Origin of the sequence: Enterobacter huaxiensis (genome assembly GCF_003594935.2) — a bacterium.
GTDB classification, from domain to species: Bacteria; Pseudomonadota; Gammaproteobacteria; order Enterobacterales; family Enterobacteriaceae; genus Enterobacter; species Enterobacter huaxiensis.
In genome coordinates this window covers 2,799,284-2,816,000 of sequence record NZ_CP043342.1, presented here as the reverse complement: position 1 = coordinate 2,816,000, position 16,717 = coordinate 2,799,284, and the positions used below count along the sequence as shown (strand labels likewise).

Annotated in this window: 16 protein-coding genes; 8 read left to right on the top strand and 8 right to left on the bottom strand. The window is 58.0% G+C overall.

What is annotated here, in order from left to right; all coding sequences use genetic code 11:
* The first annotated feature begins 2 nt into the window (after positions 1–2).
* The 7 genes from ihfA (at position 3) to selO (ending at position 5,776) form a co-directional block, all read left to right on the top strand.
* Positions 3–302: an integration host factor subunit alpha gene (gene ihfA, locus D5067_RS13455; RefSeq protein ID WP_003857805.1), complete on the top strand. Its 300-nt coding sequence runs from the start codon at positions 3–5 to the stop codon at positions 300–302.
* A 104-nt stretch (positions 303–406) separates the two neighbouring features.
* Positions 407–1,387, top strand: a complete 981-nt coding sequence (btuC, locus tag D5067_RS13450) for a vitamin B12 ABC transporter permease BtuC (protein WP_119934565.1) — start codon at positions 407–409, stop codon at positions 1,385–1,387.
* Between the two features lie 33 nt (positions 1,388–1,420).
* Positions 1,421–1,972, top strand: a complete 552-nt coding sequence (locus D5067_RS13445) for a glutathione peroxidase (protein ID WP_119934564.1) — start codon at positions 1,421–1,423, stop codon at positions 1,970–1,972.
* Complete coding sequence (gene btuD, locus D5067_RS13440; RefSeq protein WP_119934563.1) at positions 1,972–2,727, top strand: vitamin B12 ABC transporter ATP-binding protein BtuD; 756 nt, start codon at positions 1,972–1,974, stop codon at positions 2,725–2,727. Before D5067_RS13445 ends, btuD begins: the two co-directional genes overlap by 1 nt.
* A gap of 74 nt (positions 2,728–2,801) precedes the next feature.
* Positions 2,802–3,266, top strand: a complete 465-nt coding sequence (locus D5067_RS13435; protein WP_119934562.1) for an NlpC/P60 family protein — start codon at positions 2,802–2,804, stop codon at positions 3,264–3,266.
* 292 nt (positions 3,267–3,558) lie between these two features.
* Complete coding sequence (locus tag D5067_RS13430; protein ID WP_119934561.1) at positions 3,559–4,269, top strand: EAL domain-containing protein; 711 nt, start codon at positions 3,559–3,561, stop codon at positions 4,267–4,269.
* A 64-nt stretch (positions 4,270–4,333) separates the two neighbouring features.
* On the top strand, positions 4,334–5,776 hold the full coding sequence (gene selO / locus D5067_RS13425) for a protein adenylyltransferase SelO (RefSeq protein WP_119934560.1): 1,443 nt from the start codon (positions 4,334–4,336) through the stop codon (positions 5,774–5,776).
* Here the strand turns inward: selO and D5067_RS13420 are convergent.
* The 8 genes from D5067_RS13420 to ppsR all read right to left on the bottom strand — a co-directional run bounded on the left by D5067_RS13420 (position 5,773) and on the right by ppsR (position 13,959).
* Positions 5,773–6,552: a heme ABC transporter ATP-binding protein gene (locus tag D5067_RS13420; protein WP_119934559.1), complete on the bottom strand. Its 780-nt coding sequence runs from the start codon at positions 6,550–6,552 to the stop codon at positions 5,773–5,775. The two genes, selO and D5067_RS13420, sit on opposite strands and share 4 nt — an antisense overlap.
* The gene (locus D5067_RS13415; protein ID WP_119934558.1) at positions 6,545–7,537 is read right to left on the bottom strand and encodes a FecCD family ABC transporter permease; all 993 of its coding nucleotides are present in this window, start codon (positions 7,535–7,537) and stop codon (positions 6,545–6,547) included. The genes D5067_RS13420 and D5067_RS13415 overlap by 8 nt, the downstream gene beginning before the upstream one ends.
* Entirely contained in the window at positions 7,537–8,358 is an 822-nt protein-coding gene (locus D5067_RS13410) for a heme/hemin ABC transporter substrate-binding protein (RefSeq protein WP_119934557.1), read from the bottom strand. The genes D5067_RS13415 and D5067_RS13410 overlap by 1 nt, the downstream gene beginning before the upstream one ends.
* The gene (gene chuS / locus D5067_RS13405) at positions 8,355–9,383 is read right to left on the bottom strand and encodes a hematinate-forming heme oxygenase ChuS (RefSeq protein ID WP_119934556.1); all 1,029 of its coding nucleotides are present in this window, start codon (positions 9,381–9,383) and stop codon (positions 8,355–8,357) included. Before chuS ends, D5067_RS13410 begins: the two co-directional genes overlap by 4 nt.
* Before the next feature lie 47 nt (positions 9,384–9,430).
* Positions 9,431–11,416: a TonB-dependent hemoglobin/transferrin/lactoferrin family receptor gene (locus D5067_RS13400; RefSeq protein WP_119934555.1), complete on the bottom strand. Its 1,986-nt coding sequence runs from the start codon at positions 11,414–11,416 to the stop codon at positions 9,431–9,433.
* A 77-nt stretch (positions 11,417–11,493) separates the two neighbouring features.
* On the bottom strand, positions 11,494–11,682 hold the full coding sequence (gene hemP / locus D5067_RS13395) for a hemin uptake protein HemP (RefSeq protein WP_119934554.1): 189 nt from the start codon (positions 11,680–11,682) through the stop codon (positions 11,494–11,496).
* A gap of 244 nt (positions 11,683–11,926) precedes the next feature.
* A complete protein-coding gene (gene aroH, locus D5067_RS13390; RefSeq protein ID WP_119934553.1) occupies positions 11,927–12,973 on the bottom strand; it encodes a 3-deoxy-7-phosphoheptulonate synthase AroH in 1,047 nt (348 codons plus the stop codon).
* Positions 12,974–13,125: 152 nt separating this feature from the next.
* Entirely contained in the window at positions 13,126–13,959 is an 834-nt protein-coding gene (gene ppsR, locus D5067_RS13385) for a posphoenolpyruvate synthetase regulatory kinase/phosphorylase PpsR (protein ID WP_119934552.1), read from the bottom strand.
* 335 nt (positions 13,960–14,294) lie between these two features.
* Between ppsR and ppsA the strand changes: the two genes are divergently transcribed.
* Positions 14,295–16,673 carry a phosphoenolpyruvate synthase gene (ppsA, locus tag D5067_RS13380; protein WP_119934551.1) on the top strand — a complete coding sequence of 793 codons (2,379 nt, stop codon included), beginning with the start codon at positions 14,295–14,297 and terminating at the stop codon, positions 16,671–16,673.
* Positions 16,674–16,717: the final 44 nt, after the last annotated feature.

Genomic DNA, 16,717 nt, shown 5'->3' with positions numbered 1-16,717 from the left:
CTATGGCGCTTACAAAAGCTGAAATGTCAGAATATCTGTTTGATAAGCTTGGGCTTAGCAAACGGGATGCCAAAGAGCTGGTAGAGCTGTTTTTCGAAGAGATCCGTCGTGCTCTGGAAAATGGTGAGCAGGTAAAACTCTCCGGTTTTGGCAATTTTGATTTGCGAGACAAAAACCAACGTCCGGGCCGTAACCCGAAGACGGGGGAAGATATTCCCATTACAGCCCGCCGCGTGGTGACCTTCAGACCCGGCCAGAAGTTAAAAAGCCGTGTCGAAAACGCAACGCCCAAAGCAGAGTAATATGAACTAACTAAAAAGGCCGCAATAGCGGCCTTTTTTCTTTGCGCTATTGACCAAACCCACCGTAAAATCAATTACATCTCACGCTAATTAAAACCCTGTTCATGCTTGATTTTGCCCATCGCCAACAGCAGTCCGACCGACGCCGCCTGCTTATGCTTATGCTGCTGCTCCTTGCCGCCACGGCCGTCAGCCTGTGCGCGGGGGACAGGTGGCTGGGCCCAGAAAGCTGGTTTGGCCCTGACGGACAACTCTTTGTCTGGCAGATACGCCTGCCGCGGACGCTGGCGGTGATACTGGTTGGCGCTGCTCTGGCGCTGTGTGGCACGATTATGCAGGCGCTGTTTGAAAACCCGCTGGCGGAGCCGGGCTTGCTCGGCGTGTCGAACGGCGCGGGCGTGGGGCTTATCGCTGCCGTCATGCTGGGAGGCGGCGAACTGTCGACCTGGGGTATCAGCCTGAGCGCTATCCTCGGGGCCTTACTCATCACCCTTATATTGCTGCGCTTTGCCCGACGCCATCTCTCGACAAGCCGACTGCTGCTTGCCGGCGTCGCGCTGGGGATTATCTGCAGCGCGCTCATGACCTGGGCGGTGTACTTCTCGACCTCCTTTGATTTACGCCAGCTCATGTACTGGATGATGGGCGGATTCGGCGGCGTAGACTGGAAGCAGGGATGGCTGATGGTGCTGCTTATTCCGGTCATGATCTGGGCCGCTTTCCAGGCTCAGCCGCTGAATATTCTCGCCCTGGGTGAAACCTCCGCCCGACAGCTCGGTATGTCGCTTGGGTTATGGCGCAACGTGCTGGTGATTGCTATCGGGTGGATGGTCGGCGTGAGCGTGGCGCTGGCCGGGGCGATTGGCTTTATCGGGCTGGTTATCCCGCACATGCTGAGGTTGAGCGGTATCACGGACCATCGCACGTTGCTCCCGGCGTCGGCCGTTGCAGGGGCCGCCACGCTGCTGGTTGCCGATATCATCGCCCGGCTCGCCCTGACAGCCGCAGAGCTGCCTATTGGTGTGGTAACCGCCACGCTGGGCGCGCCGGTATTTATCTGGCTACTATTAAAGGCCGGACGTTAAATCACGACCCGTAAGACAACCTGAGGGAATGCTATGCAGTCTGATATTCTGAATACCGAAGTGACCACCATCGACGGCGAGAAGACCACGCTGGAAGGCTATAAAGGCAAGGTCTTGCTGTTGGTGAATGTGGCGTCTAAATGTGGCCTGACGCCGCAGTATGAGCAGCTGGAGAACATTCACAAAGCCTGGGAGAAAGACGGTTTCACCGTGCTGGGCTTCCCGTGCAACCAGTTTCTGGGCCAGGAGCCGGGCAGCGAAGAAGAGATCAAAACATTCTGCAGTACCACCTATGGCGTGACCTTCCCGATGTTCAGCAAAATCGACGTTAACGGTGAACATCGCCATCCGCTGTATGCGAAGCTGATTGCCGCTGCCCCGACGGCCGTTGCGCCTGAAGAGAGCGGATTCTACGAGCGTATGGCGAGCAAAGGGCGCGCGCCGCTGTACCCGGACGATATTCTGTGGAATTTCGAGAAATTCCTGATTGGTCGTGATGGTCAGGTTGTTCAACGTTTCTCCCCGGATATGACGCCTGAAGATCCGATCGTCATGGAGTCCATCAAGCTGGCGCTGGCGAAATAATGACTCTGCTGATGCAGCTTTCAAACGTTGCCAGTTCGGGACGTCTGGAGCCCGTTACCGCCGCCGTCAGTGCAGGTGAAATTCTGCATCTGGTGGGGCCGAATGGGGCAGGGAAGAGCACGCTGCTGGGGCGTATGGCGGGCATGACATCCGGGGAGGGAGAGGTCACTCTGCTTGACCGATCGCTTGCCGAGTGGTCACCCTCGTCGCTGGCACACCGCCGTAGCTATTTAGTGCAACAGCAGGTGCCGCCGTTTGCGATGCCGGTCTGGCACTACCTGACGCTGCATCTGCATGATAAAAACCACACCTCGCTACTCAACGACGTCGCCTCGGCGCTGGGTCTGGAAGACAAGCTCACCCGGCTTGCCAGCCAGCTTTCCGGCGGAGAGTGGCAGCGCGTACGCCTGGCGGCGGTGATCCTTCAGATCCACCCTGAGGGCAATCCTCACGGACGCTTGCTGGTTCTTGATGAGCCGATGAGCGGCCTGGACGTTGCACAGCAGGCGGCTCTCGATACGCTGCTCAGTGCGCTTTCCCGGCAGGGTATAGCCATCGTGATGAGTAGCCATGATTTGAACCATACGCTGCGCCACGCGCATCGGGTGTGGCTGCTGGCGCGTGGGAAACTGATTGCCAGCGGCACGCGTGACGCCGTACTGACGCCGCCGAACCTTGCCCGCGCCTACAATATGTTGTTCAAACGGCTGGATATCGAGGGGCATAAGATGCTCATTTCCACCGCGCAGGGGTAACCGTTTCTTGCGCGGCTGCATATTTGCACGCTAAATTACGGAAAGAATAAAAAAAGCAGAGGATTCGTCTGAATATGCGATTCTGGTTTCTCTTGATGGCGACGTTATTTCTTGCGGGATGCAGTAGTCACCGTGCGCCACCGCCTAATCCGCGGCTTTCAGATTCAATAACGGTTATCGCCAGCCTCAACGATCAGTTGAGCAACTGGCGCGGCACGCCCTATCGCTATGGCGGAATGACGCGCCGGGGTGTGGATTGCTCCGGGTTTGTGCTGATGACTTTCCGCGATAAGTTTGATCTTCAGCTTCCGCGCGAAACGCGCAAACAGGCGGAAATCGGCACTGAAATTGATAAAGGGGATTTACTCCCGGGCGACCTGGTCTTTTTCAAAACAGGCTCGGGTGAAAGTGGTCTGCATGTGGGCATTTATGACACCGACAATCAGTTCATTCATGCCTCTACCAGCCGTGGGGTGATGCGTTCTTCCCTGGATAATGTTTACTGGCGTAAAAACTTCTGGCAAGCCAGACGTATTTAGCTCGCAGTGGAAGTCGGTTCTGTTAGCCTGGCGACTATTAAATGGCGTCAGGCTTTTCTCAATGTGATGATTAAAGTTAAATTTCCGCGGAATGACGTGTGTCTGTATGTGCCTGTTTTATCTAAAACTGGCTATTATTCAGTAACCAGGATAAAATTATTTTAGATTCAGGGATAAATCTGAAAATTAATACGGAACTAATGAAATTAATCTTCTTAAAATCAATGCAATGGAATTTTGCCTGCAATTGCTCCAGGATGTTCTCACTCATCTTTAATGCGGGGCGAGCGCGATGATTATCACGCTAGATAATGCTTACCAGTCTGAACTTTTACTACTTCCCGCGCGTAATAGTGCAGGGGAGCTTAAAGGTCTGGAGATTTTGGTTAACTTTGTTGGCGTGGGTACGAACGTTAGGATCCCTACCGAGCTGGTTATCCCGCATCTTTCTAAAGAGGATGAACTAGCGCTTTTTCAAGAAAAGTTGCAATTGCTCGATACCTGCAAACTGTTCTTTATTCAGCATCACTTACTTGCATGGATAAATATTACACCTGCAATTGTCGAATTTTTATTAAGCAATGGGGATGCTGTTTTAATTCTTGAGCGTTATCCTTTTCTTGAGCTGAGTGTTAATGAGAATTATCCAGGTTTAAATAATGGGAAAGACGATCCCGAACTGGCGAGAATGGCGATCCATTTTCCGCTGGTACTGGCTAATTTTGGGGCGGGAGCGGCATCCCTTAAACCGGTATACGACGGTTTGTTTAAACGGGTCATACTGGATAAAGGCTTTATTCAACAGCGTGTCACCGAACTCTCATTTGAGCCTTTTATGCGTGCGATCCTGTGGCAAATTACGCCGCACTGCCAGTCGATAATGGTGTCCGGGGTTGACGATCACGGCATTTTACAGCGCGTTCTGCCTTTTAATTTTGGCGCAATGCAGGGAAGCCTCTGGCCCGCCGTCCCGGCGGAGCAGGTGACAACCCTCGTTCAGTGATAACCCTTTTCTTCGCCCGTGTTTACGTCCCGGTAAAACCTCTACACTAAAAGCAGGAGGACTTATGACCTTGTCTTTTACTGCTCACTGGCACGACGAACTGCCCGGCTTTTACACCGCGCTAAAACCAACACCCTTACAGAATGCACGTCTGATCTGGCATAACGACAGTCTGGCAGATGCGCTTGGCATTCCCCCCTCATTGTTCCAGCCTTCGTCCGGTGCAGGCGTCTGGGGCGGTGAAACGCTGTTGCCCGGCATGCAGCCGCTGGCGCAGGTCTATAGTGGACACCAGTTTGGCGTCTGGGCCGGACAGCTTGGCGATGGTCGGGGCATCCTGTTGGGCGAACAACAGCTCCCCAACGGCGAGACCCTCGACTGGCACCTCAAGGGCGCCGGGCTGACGCCCTATTCCCGAATGGGGGATGGCCGCGCGGTACTGCGTTCAACTATCCGCGAAGGCCTGGCGTCGGAAGCGATGCATGCGCTGGGTATTCCCACTTCGCGCGCGCTCTCGATCGTGACCAGCGACACGCCGGTCGCTCGCGAAACGATGGAGCAGGGCGCAATGCTGATCCGCGTGGCGGAAAGCCACCTGCGCTTTGGCCATTTCGAACACTTCTACTATCGCCGTGAACCTGAGAAAGTCCGCCAGCTTGCTGACTACGCGATCCGCCGCCACTGGACGCCTCTGCAGGACGAACAGGACCGCTATGTTCTGTGGTTTCGCGATATTGTCGCCCGTACCGCAGTGATGATTGCCCGCTGGCAGACCGTAGGTTTTGCACACGGCGTAATGAACACCGATAACATGTCGCTGCTTGGGCTAACGTTCGACTATGGTCCCTATGGCTTCCTCGATGATTATCAGCCGGGTTACATCTGTAACCACTCGGACTATCAGGGGCGCTACAGCTTTGACAACCAGCCAGCCGTCGGGCTGTGGAACCTTCAGCGCCTTGCGCAAAGCCTGTCACCGTTCATCGACGTTGACGGCCTGAATGATGCGCTCGACGGCTACCAGGAGATATTGCTGCGCGAGTACGGCTCGCTGATGCGCAACAAGCTCGGGCTGCTGACGCAGGAGAAAGGCGATAACGAACTGCTCAATGCTCTGTTCTCGCTGATGGCGCGCGAGGGAAGCGACTACACCCGTACCTTCCGCCTGCTGAGCCAAACCGAGCAGCAAAGCGCGGCCTCACCGCTGCGCGACGAGTTTATCGACAGGCAGGCGTTTGATGACTGGTTCACCGCCTATCGCGCACGCCTGCAGCAGGAACAGGTGGATGACGCTATCCGTCAGGAAAAAATGAAGGCGGCTAATCCGGCGATGGTATTGCGCAACTGGCTGGCTCAGCGCGCGATTGAACAGGCAGAGCAGGGAGAGTATGAAGAGCTGCACCGCCTGCACCTGGCGCTACGGACGCCGTTTGCCGACAGGGATGATGACTACGTCAGCCGCCCGCCGGACTGGGGCAAGCGGCTGGAGGTAAGTTGCTCAAGCTAGGGGGCAAGAAAAACCTGCGGCGCGGCGTGAACCGGATGACTGCCGACGTGTACCTGTGCGCCATACCAGCGCGCGAGCGCGTCGGCCTGCAGCACCTCTCCTGGCGTGCCGTGGGAGACCAGCCTCCCGCCGTGTAGCAGCAGGATGCGATCCGCCCACAGCGCGGCCAGGTTTAGATCGTGCAAAACCACGCAAACGTGGAGATGCCCTTTGAGGGTCAGTGATTTCAACAGCCGCAGCAGATGCTGCTGGTGATAGAGATCCAGTGCGGAGGTGGGTTCATCCAGAAACAGCCAGCCGCGCGGCGAACCGTCTTGCCAGAGCTGAGCCAGCGCGCGGGCAAGCTGTACGCGCTGCTGCTCGCCGCCGGAAAGGGCGTTGTACCGCCTTCCCGCCAGCGGCAGGCACCCGGTAAGCGCCATGACCTCACGCACGATTGACTCCTCGGGCTGCCGGCTCCACGGCGCACGCCCCATGCCAATGATAGCGTCCACCGGCCAGTCGAAGCCGGGCTGGGCATGCTGGCGCATCACCGCCCGGTGGCGTGATAGCGTCTCCGGATGCCATTCGCGCAGGTTCTTCCCTGCCAGAACACAGCGCCCGCCGTCGGGCTTCAGGTAGCCGGTCAGGAGCCGCAGCAGCGTGGATTTTCCCGCGCCGTTGGGGCCAATCAGGGCGACCATTTCACCCTGCGATAGCGACAGCGAGACGTCGTCGATAAGCGTTCTTCCGGAAAGCGTGCAGGTCACGTTCTCCGCGCGGTAACGTTCAGCCATGCTGACCTCCCCGTCGAAAGATAAGCCACAGAAACCACGGGGCGCCCAGGATGCTGGTCAGCAAACCGACGGGCATTTCTGCCGGAGCGACCAGCGTTCGCGCCGCCGTATCGGCAACCAGCAGCAGAAAGGCGCCGGCCAGTACCGAACCCGGGATCGCCCCCCGGTGATCCGACCCCAGCCACATGCGTATCAGGTGCGGTACCACCAGGCCCACGAAGCCGATAACGCCGCTGACGGCCACCGCGGCAGCTACCAGCAAAGCGCTGCACAGAAGCAGGATCCGCTGAACCACGGCGACATCCACGCCGAGGTAGTGCGCTTCTTCGTCACCCAGCTGCAGTAAATTGAGCGTGCTGGCAAGGCGCCAGATAACCAGCACCGTGGGGATCATCAGGGAGACAACGGCCAGCAGCGTTGACCACTGGGCCTGGCCGAGGCTGCCCATGCCCCACAGCGAGAGCTGGCGAAGCTGGGCATCGTTACTGACCCAGGAGAGCACGCCCACCGCCGCGCCGCACAGGGCGTTGATGGCGATGCCGACCAGCAGCAGACGCGACAGCGAACTGCCGCTCTGCTGGCTGAGCAGGAAAATGACGAACGTAGCCGCGAGCGCGCCAATAAACGCCGCCAGCATCGGCGCGTAGAGCATCACCAGCGCCGGCAACGAGAGCGGGACCACGACCCAGAGGGCAACGGCCAGCGCGGCACCGCTGCTGATCCCGAGCAGGCCCGGGTCAGCCAGCGGGTTACGAAACAGCCCCTGCATCACACACCCAGCCAGCGCCAGCGAGCCGCCGATCGCCAGCGCCAGCAGCACGCGGGGCAGGCGAATGTTCAGCCAGATCTGGCGCAGCGCCTCATCGCTGTGATTCCACAGCAGGCTGACCGGCAGGCGCAGCGCGCCAAAACCGGTCGCCATGAGCGTCATCACCGCGAGCAGGGCGGCGAGAAGCCACAGAGACAGTGTGATGCGACGCGTCATCAGGGCAGTTGCTCCGCTTTGGCGCGCAGCTGCTGGATGGCCTTCGGCGTGCGTACGCTAAAGCCCAGCAGCGCCATATCGTCTATGGCCAGCACCTGCCTGTTGCGTCCTGCCGGGGTTTGCGCCAGGCCCGGTAGCTTCCAGAGATTTTCTTCACCGCCCAGAGCCCTCACGCCCTCCTGCGAAATCACCACCAGATCGGGCTGGCTGGCAATGACACCTTCCTGCGAAAGCGGCTGATAGCGGGTAAAACCCTGCATTGCGTTCTGCAGCCCTGCCGCACGGATAGCGGCATCCGCACCGGTCTGCTGTCCTGCGGCCATGGCGGTCATCCCGCCGTGGTTGAGGATGAACAGCACCCGCTTGTTCAGCGACGAAGCCGGCAGTGCGGCCAGCTCCTCACGCAGCGTTTTGCGCAGGATTTCCCCCTGCGCCTGCCGATGGGTTGCTTCGGCAACCACCCGCACCTTTTCGTCAATCACGCTCAGGTCGTTACTGCCGGGAACGGTGATGACCCTGACATGGCTTTGCTCAACCTGCTTCAGCGCCAGAGAGGGCTGGGCCTGGGCGCTAGCCAGCACCAGCGTCGGGCGTACGGATAGGATCCCTTCCGCATTCAGCTGGCGCAAATATCCCACGTCCGGCAGCGCGTTCGCCGCCTGCGGCCACTGGCTGGTACTGTCGCGCGCCGCCAGGGAAGACTGTGCGCCAAGCGCATACACGATCTCGGTAACGTCACCGCCGAGCGTAACGATTTTCTCCCCGCTGGCCGCGAAGGCGACCAGCGGCAGGGCGCTTAGCAGGGCAAACCATTTTTTCATGCGGCCAGCCCTTTCAGGGTGAGCGCGTCAATCTGGCTGCGCCACTGGGTCTGCTCCGGTTCACCTTCGGTACGCTGGCCGTACAGCTGGGCGATTTGCGTGCCGTCGGCGGCAAACAGCTCCAGGCTGGTGACGTGACCGTCGGCCGTCGGCTTACGCGTCACCCAGGTCTCAGCGATGGACTCTTCCAGCAGATGCAGCGTAAAAGCGGCGTTGAAAATATTTAGCCAGCCTTTCATCGGCACCACTTTTTCCACCGCGCCGGTGAAGATCTGCACGCAGCCGCGGTTGCCCACGAATATCATAATTTCATTGCCGTCCTGACGCGCCGTCTCCAGCAGCCGTGCCAGCGCGCCGTTCTCAACCTTGCAGGCAAGGTCGTCACCCACCAGGCGAAACGCCTGCTGGCGGCTCAGGCCATGGCGCTTCAGCAGGCTAAAGAACTGGTGAACGTCGGTCATGGCGCGCCACTCTTTGTCCACCGTACCCGCATCGACGTGTTCGGCTTGAGCCGGTGCGTCGGCCGTTTGCAGCTCAAGCGGCGGGTTATCGGCGAAGATAAAGCGGGTCAATACGTCGCCCCACGCGGAAACGTCGGTGCTGTCGGTGGTGTAGACCTTCAGCAGGGCATCGCCCTGACGATCGAAGAACTGAATGCTCTGGCGCTCGCCGCGTGCGGTGGTTTCACTGACGTGGAAAACGCTCGCCCACTGGTTGAGGAACAGGCGAAGATCCAGCGCGCGCGGGTTCAGCACCAGCCCGGCATGGCCGTTGAGATGTTGATTGGTAAACGCGCCCACCTGCTCGTGAACGGCATATTCATTGCGGCAGATGCACTTGGTTTCGCCTACGGCCTCCAGCGCGCCTAATATGTCGCGAATTTCCCCGTGCAGGCGCCAGGCGTCGTGCCCCACGCGGGCAAAGGTCAGCTCCGCTTCGCTGATGTTCATTAAGCCTGCGATGTCACGCGCATATTTACCGGGATTTTCTTCTTTTAGCTCAAGCCAGCGTGTGTAGTGATTCATTGTCCGATCCTTCTCAATATATGCCCCGGCAAGCCGGGGCGAGGGGGTTACCACTGATAACTCACAAAAATCTTACCGTTACGGCCGTCCTGCGGAATACCCTGCGGTGACCAGTACGCTTTGTCGAAGGCGTTACCCAGCACCAGCGTGGTGGTGACGCCTTTGAGCTGCTCCTGGCCTTTATAGCTGACGTAGAAGTCGTTAACCGCGTAGCCCGGCTGCTTGCTGTAGCTGCTGCTGACGTGCGTTGAGCGATCGGCAAAGGTGCCGATCCAGCCCACGGAGAACCCGCTTTGCGCCACCGGAATATCGAGCTTGCTGGTCACGGTATCCGGATTAATGCTGGAGATATACTCGCCCGTATCGGTATCTTTACCGCGCGTGCGGTTATAGGCCACGTCGAGATTGAAGAGGTCGGCGGAGTATTTCGCCATCACGTCCCAGCCCCAGATTTTGGCGTCAGGAACGTTATAGGACATGGTGGTTGCCGCCGCAAAGTCGACGGTGGTGGAGATGTAGTCTTTTGCTTTGGTGTCGAAATAGCTGGCCTTGAACTCCAGCGCGTCGTTAGCGAGCATCAGGTCGTCGAAGCGCAGGCCGAAACCGAACTCCTGGGTTTCGTTGGTTTCCGGGCGCAGGTTCGGGTTCGGCACCCAGTAGTTGGTGTAGAAGCTGCCGATGGAGAAGTGCTTCGCATCGTTATACATTTCGCCCATCGTCGGCGCGCGGAAGGCCTGCGCGTAGGATCCGAACAGCATCAGCCAGTCGGTCGGGCTGACGGTTAACCCGGCGCGGGAGGACCACTTATCGGCGTCCACATCGTCGTAGCCGTCGCTGCTGCCGCGGTAGCTGTCGTAACGTGTGCCGCCGAGGATCGTTACAGGCAGATCGCGCAGGGTGATTTCATCCTGCAGCCAGCCGGAGCTGAAGTCGATTTTCGCGTCAGGGAAGCCGGTGGTGGCTCCGCTCGGGCTTTGCTCCTGACGATAGTATTCCCCGCCGTAGGTGAGAAGGTGTGATGCAAAGGAGTCGGTGAATAGACGGGTACGGTTTTCAACCTTGCCGCCTTTGGTGGTCTGCTTGCGGAACTCGCCGGTGCCGTCAACGTTCTGGGCGTTGATGCGCGCTTCGGACCAGTAGATTTTTGCATCGGCATTCAGCCAGTCATTCCCCTCTGGCGCAATTTTGTAGCCAAGCTGGGCATCGCGCTGAATGGTGGAGCGGTCGGTCATCGGATTGCTGCTGTCGGACGCGTCGGAGGTTTGCGGGTTCTTGGGCTCCTGGGCATTATTGTTGTAGTAGCGCAGGGATCCGCTCAGCGTCTGGGCTGGATCAATTTTCCAGCTGCCCTTTGCCAGCATGTTGCTGATGGATTCGTCATTCGGCGCGGTCTTGCCATCGCTCTGGCGGATATCACCGCGATCGCGGCTGGACCAGGACACAATGCCGTCCAGGGTATCGGTGCGGCCGTAGGCGCTGGCCCCCATTCCGATGCTGCTGTCGCCCGTTGCTCCGGTACCGAATACGCGGTAGCCGCTGTTTTTACCCGGCTCCAGCAGATCTTTGGCATCCGCTGTGTCATAGGCGATTACCCCGCCCAGCGCGCCGCTGCCGTACAGCAGGGCCGACGGGCCGCGAACCACTTCGATACGTTTGATAAGCGCCGGATCCAGGAAGGTGCTGTTGAGGTGGCCGGTATCCGTTCCCTGACGCACGCCGTCAACCAGCACCAGCACGCCGCGGCGATCGTAGCCGCGGAGATTGACGTCCTGGCCGTTGGTGCGTCCGGTGCCGTCCAGCGTCAGGCCGGGGACTTTTCGCAGCAGGTCAGCGGCGGAGCTGGCGGTCTGGTTTTCCGGGGCGGTGGCGTCAATGACGCTCACCATCATGGGGGCTTCGAAGGCGCTGCGGGCGTTGCCCGTGGCGGTAACGGTAATCTCATCTCCGGCAGCAAACGCGGCGCCGGGCAGGGTGCTGACAATCGCCAGCGCCAGAAGTGACGGACGTAAAGACGCGGAATGCAGGTGTGGCATAGCAACTCTCCATTAAGAATCGAAAGCGCTGGCTGCCTGGGGATCACCTGGGTGGCTGGCGTAGTTTTTTGTGTAATTTATTTCGTGAGGATCAGTTTACCGGCATGGGTCTGGCGCAGCAGGTAGTGCTGGCCGTCATGCTCGATAATGACCCGCCCCTCATCACCCAGAAGGCTTTTGCTGTCAATCCGGCGATCGGGGGGGGATGGGGTAGGCGCTGTGTGTAATTTTGTTGGCGTTGCCGCGCTGTTATTCGTACGTGACATAATGTTTATAAATAACAATCAATGTAACAATGATAATCATTATCAATAAACTGCAAATTGACGGCAAGCGTTTTTGTGAAAATTGTGTGACGGGATCAAATTTGGGGGGAGGTGCGGCCTGCTGCCCTCACCCCGATCCTCTCCCACAGAGAGAGGGAGAAGGGCACGACCCTCTCCCATGGGGAGAGGGAGAAGGGCACGAACCGTAGGTCGGGTAAGGCGAAGCCGCCACCCGACAAATGTTTTAGAAGCGGCTGTCTACTGCAGCTGCCAGCTTCTCCAGCAGCAGCTCGCTGTCTTCCCAGCTCAGGCACGGGTCGGTGATCGACTGGCCGTACACCATCTGCTGTCCGGCAACGATTTTCTGCGTACCTTCCTTGATGAAGCTTTCCGCCATAATGCCGGCCACCGCGGTCGATCCGCTGCGGATCTGCTGGCAAATCTCATCGCAGACGTCCAGCTGACGGCGGTGCTGTTTCTGACAGTTGCCGTGGCTGAAGTCCACCACCAGATGTTCCGGCAGGTCGAACTCCGCCAGCGTTTCGCAGGCTGCCGCAAGATCTTCCGCATGGTAGTTCGGTTTTTTCCCACCGCGCATGATGATATGCCCGTAAGGGTTGCCGCTGGTCTGATAGATGGTCATCTGGCCGGTTTTATCCGGCGAGAGGAACATATGGCTGGCGCGGGAGGCGCGGATGGCATCGACGGCGATTCGGGTGTTGCCATCGGTGCCGTTTTTAAAGCCGACCGGGCAGGAGAGGGCAGATGCCATTTCACGATGGATCTGGCTTTCCGTGGTGCGCGCGCCAATGGCGCCCCAGCCGATCAGGTCGGCGATAAACTGTCCGGTCACCATATCGAGAAACTCGGTTGCGGTCGGCACGCCCAGCTCGTTCACCTGCAGCAGCAGCTTGCGCGCCAGCTCGATACCGTGGTTCACGCGATAGCTGCCGTTCAGGTCAGGGTCGGAAATTAGCCCCTTCCAGCCCACCACGGTGCGCGGTTTTTCAAAGTAGGTGCGCATGACGATCTCAAGGCGATCCTGATACTTTTCACGCATCCCCTGGAGGCGCTTTGCATAATCCATTGCCGCATCCAGATCGTGAATGGAGCAGGGACCAATGACCACCAGAAGGCGCTTGTCTTCACCGTTAAGGATTTTTTCAATGCGACGGCGGGAGGCCGTCACGTGTTCCGCAACGCCTGCGGAAACGGGATGCCGCTGTGCCAGTTCAGCCGGTGTCACCAGGCTATCAATGCGCGCTGTGCGGAGTTCGTCGGTTTTATTCATGGGATATCTCAGAAATTTTTTGCTTCATCGGCAGACTACCGGGAAGTGATGGGCATCACCTTAAACCAATCCCTGCTGATTTCAAGTTCGGGGCACGTTCGCCCCGATGATGCGCATAATGATAGCTGAATTTGGATTAATGTACTAGCATATTAGTACATGCGGCGATTCAGCCCCATGATATCGAGGATTTTGGTGGCGATTTCTTCTACCGAGTAGTTAGTACTGTTGAGCCACGGGATCTGGTTTTTACGGTACAGGGCTTCAACCTCGGAGACTTCCATTCGGCACTGACGCATTGAGGCGTAGCGGCTGTTCTCGCGGCGTTCTTCGCGTATCGCCGCCAGGCGTTCCGGGTTGATGGTCAGGCCAAACAGCTTATGCTGCAGCGGCTTAAGGGCGGCGGGCAGGACCAGGTTATCCATATCATCGGCAATAAAGGGGTAGTTTGCCGCACGAATGCCAAACTGCATCGCCAGGTAGAGGCTGGTCGGCGTTTTGCCGCAGCGCGAGACGCCGAGCAAAATGACCTGCGCCTGGTCAAGGTTGCGCATCGAAATCCCGTCATCATGGGCCAGGGTATAATCAATCGCCGCGATACGCGCGTCGTACTTAATCAGGTTTCCCGGGTTCAGCCCGTGAGTACGGTGGGCAATCGGCGTGGGGTCGAGCTTCAGTTCGCTCTGAAGCGGGGCGACCAGCGCCTGTACGATATCCTGGCAAAACCCTTCACTTTGCAAAATGATGTTGCGAATTTCGGGAATAACGATGGAATAGAAGACCAGCGGGCGAATACCGGTCTGCTGGTAAATGGCGTCAATCTGGTCTTTAACCGCCCTGGCGCGGCTCTCATTTTCCACAAACGGCAGCGTAATGCTGTTAATCGAAACCGGGAACTGGGACATCACCGCGTGGCCCAACACCTCGGCGGTGATCGCCGTACCGTCAGAAATATAAAAAACGTGGCGATCGACAGCACTATCCATTTTACCCACCCTGAATATCAGACCTAATTGTCTGAAAGCATAAATTAAAAAAGTTAAATACACATCAACGAACTTGTCCTAATTTAAAATGAAATGGTGTTTTTAATTTTCCTGAAAAGTGGATTTCATTTTCCATATAGCAGCTTTGTTTCTGTGGTTTTTGATGGAATCTATAGTAATCATCGGGTTAGCGATTGTAGGGAAAGTGTCCGAAAAGTTGATAATTTAAATTGCTTACACGATTCACCGTTTTTTTAGCGGAAGTAAATATGCCAGTATAAATACGTAGTCAGGTGTTTCTTACTCCGATCAAATATCACAAAAGGATTGTTTCGATGTCCAACAATGGCTCGTCACCGCTGGTGCTTTGGTATAACCAACTCGGCATGAATGATGTAGACAGAGTTGGAGGCAAAAATGCCTCCCTGGGTGAAATGATTACAAATCTGTCCGGTATGGGTGTCTCCGTACCGAACGGGTTTGCCACAACTGCCGATGCGTTTAACCTGTTTTTAGACCAGAGCGGCGTAAACCAGCGCATTTACGACCTGCTGGATAAAACGGATATTGATGACGTTACCGAGCTTGCCAAAGCCGGGTCACAAATCCGCCAGTGGATTATCGACACACCTTTCCAGCCGGAACTGGAACACGCCATCCATGACGCATACAACCAGCTTTCCGCTGACGATGCGCAGGCCTCCTTCGCCGTCCGTTCCTCTGCCACCGCAGAGGATATGCCCGACGCGTCGTTTGCCGGACAGCAGGAAACCTTCCTAAACGTTCAGGGCTACGACGCGGTGCTGGTGGCGGTGAAGCACGTGTTTGCTTCCCTCTTTAACGACCGCGCCATCTCCTATCGCGTGCATCAGGGCTATGACCATCGCGGCGTGGCGCTTTCGGCTGGCGTGCAGCGCATGGTGCGTTCCGACGTGGGATCTTCCGGCGTGATGTTCTCCATCGATACCGAATCGGGCTTTGACCAGGTGGTGTTTATCACCTCCGCGTGGGGTCTGGGTGAGATGGTGGTGCAGGGCGCAGTGAACCCTGATGAGTTCTACGTGCACAAACCGACGCTGGCGGCCAACCGTCCTTCCGTCGTGCGCCGCACCATGGGCTCGAAAAAAATTCGCATGATCTATGCCCCAACCCAGGAGCACGGCAAGCAGGTAACGATTGAAGACGTGCCGCAGGAGCAGCGTGACCGCTTCTCGCTGACCGACGCCGAAGTGGAAGAGCTGGCGAAGCAGGCGGTGCAGATCGAAAAACACTACGGCCGTCCGATGGATATCGAATGGGCGAAGGACGGCCATACCGGCAAGCTGTTTATCGTGCAGGCGCGCCCGGAAACCGTGCGTTCCCGTGGTCAGGTGATGGAGCGTTATACGCTGCACGCGCAGGGCAAAATCGTGGCGGAAGGGCGCGCAATCGGCCACCGCATCGGTGCCGGTCCGGTGAAAGTTATCCATGACATCAGCGAGATGAACCGCATTCAGCCAGGCGACGTGCTGGTGACCGACATGACCGACCCGGACTGGGAACCGATCATGAAGAAAGCGGCGGCTATCGTCACCAACCGCGGCGGCCGTACCTGTCACGCGGCGATCATCGCCCGCGAGCTGGGGATCCCGGCGGTTGTCGGCTGCGGCGATGCGACCGAACGCATGAAGGACGACGAGAAAGTGACCGTCTCCTGTGCGGAAGGCGACACCGGCTACGTGTACGCCGATATCCTCGACTTCAGCGTGAAAAGCTCCAGCGTGGACACCATGCCGGACCTGCCGCTGAAGATCATGATGAACGTCGGCAACCCGGACCGCGCGTTTGACTTCGCCTGCCTGCCGAACGAGGGCGTGGGCCTGGCGCGTCTGGAATTCATCATCAACCGTATGATTGGCGTTCACCCGCGCGCGCTGCTGGAGTTCGACGACCAGGACGCGAAGCTGCAGAACGAAATTCGCGAGATGATGAAGGGCTACGACTCGCCGCGAGAATTCTACGTTGGCCGCCTGACCGAAGGGATCGCCACGCTCGGCGCGGCGTTCTACCCGAAACGCGTTATCGTGCGCCTGTCGGACTTTAAGTCCAATGAATACGCCAACCTGGTGGGCGGCGAGCGCTACGAGCCGGAAGAAGAGAACCCGATGCTGGGCTTCCGCGGCGCCGGACGCTACGTGTCAGACAGCTTCCGCGACTGCTTCGCGCTGGAGTGTGACGCCGTGAAACGCGTGCGCAACGACATGGGGCTGACCAACGTGGAGATCATGATCCCGTTCGTGCGCACCGTGGATCAGGCGAAAGCCGTTGTGGACGAGCTGGCGCGTCAGGGGCTGAAGCGCGGCGAGAACGGGCTGAAGATCATCATGATGTGTGAGATCCCATCCAACGCCCTGCTTGCCGACCAGTTCCTTGAGCACTTCGACGGCTTCTCTATCGGGTCTAACGACATGACGCAGCTTGCGCTGGGCCTGGACCGCGACTCCGGCGTGGTCTCCGAACTGTTCGACGAGCGTAACGAGGCGGTGAAAGCGCTGCTGTCGATGTCCATCCGCGCGGCGAAGAAACAGGGTAAATACGTCGGGATCTGCGGTCAGGGGCCGTCCGACCATGAGGACTTTGCGGCCTGGCTGATGGAGGAGGGAATTGACAGCCTCTCCCTGAACCCGGACACCGTGGTGCAAACTTGGCTGAGCCTGGCGGAACTGAATAAGTAACGGCGAATACCCGGTAAAAAGGCGAGGAATTATTCCTCGCCTTT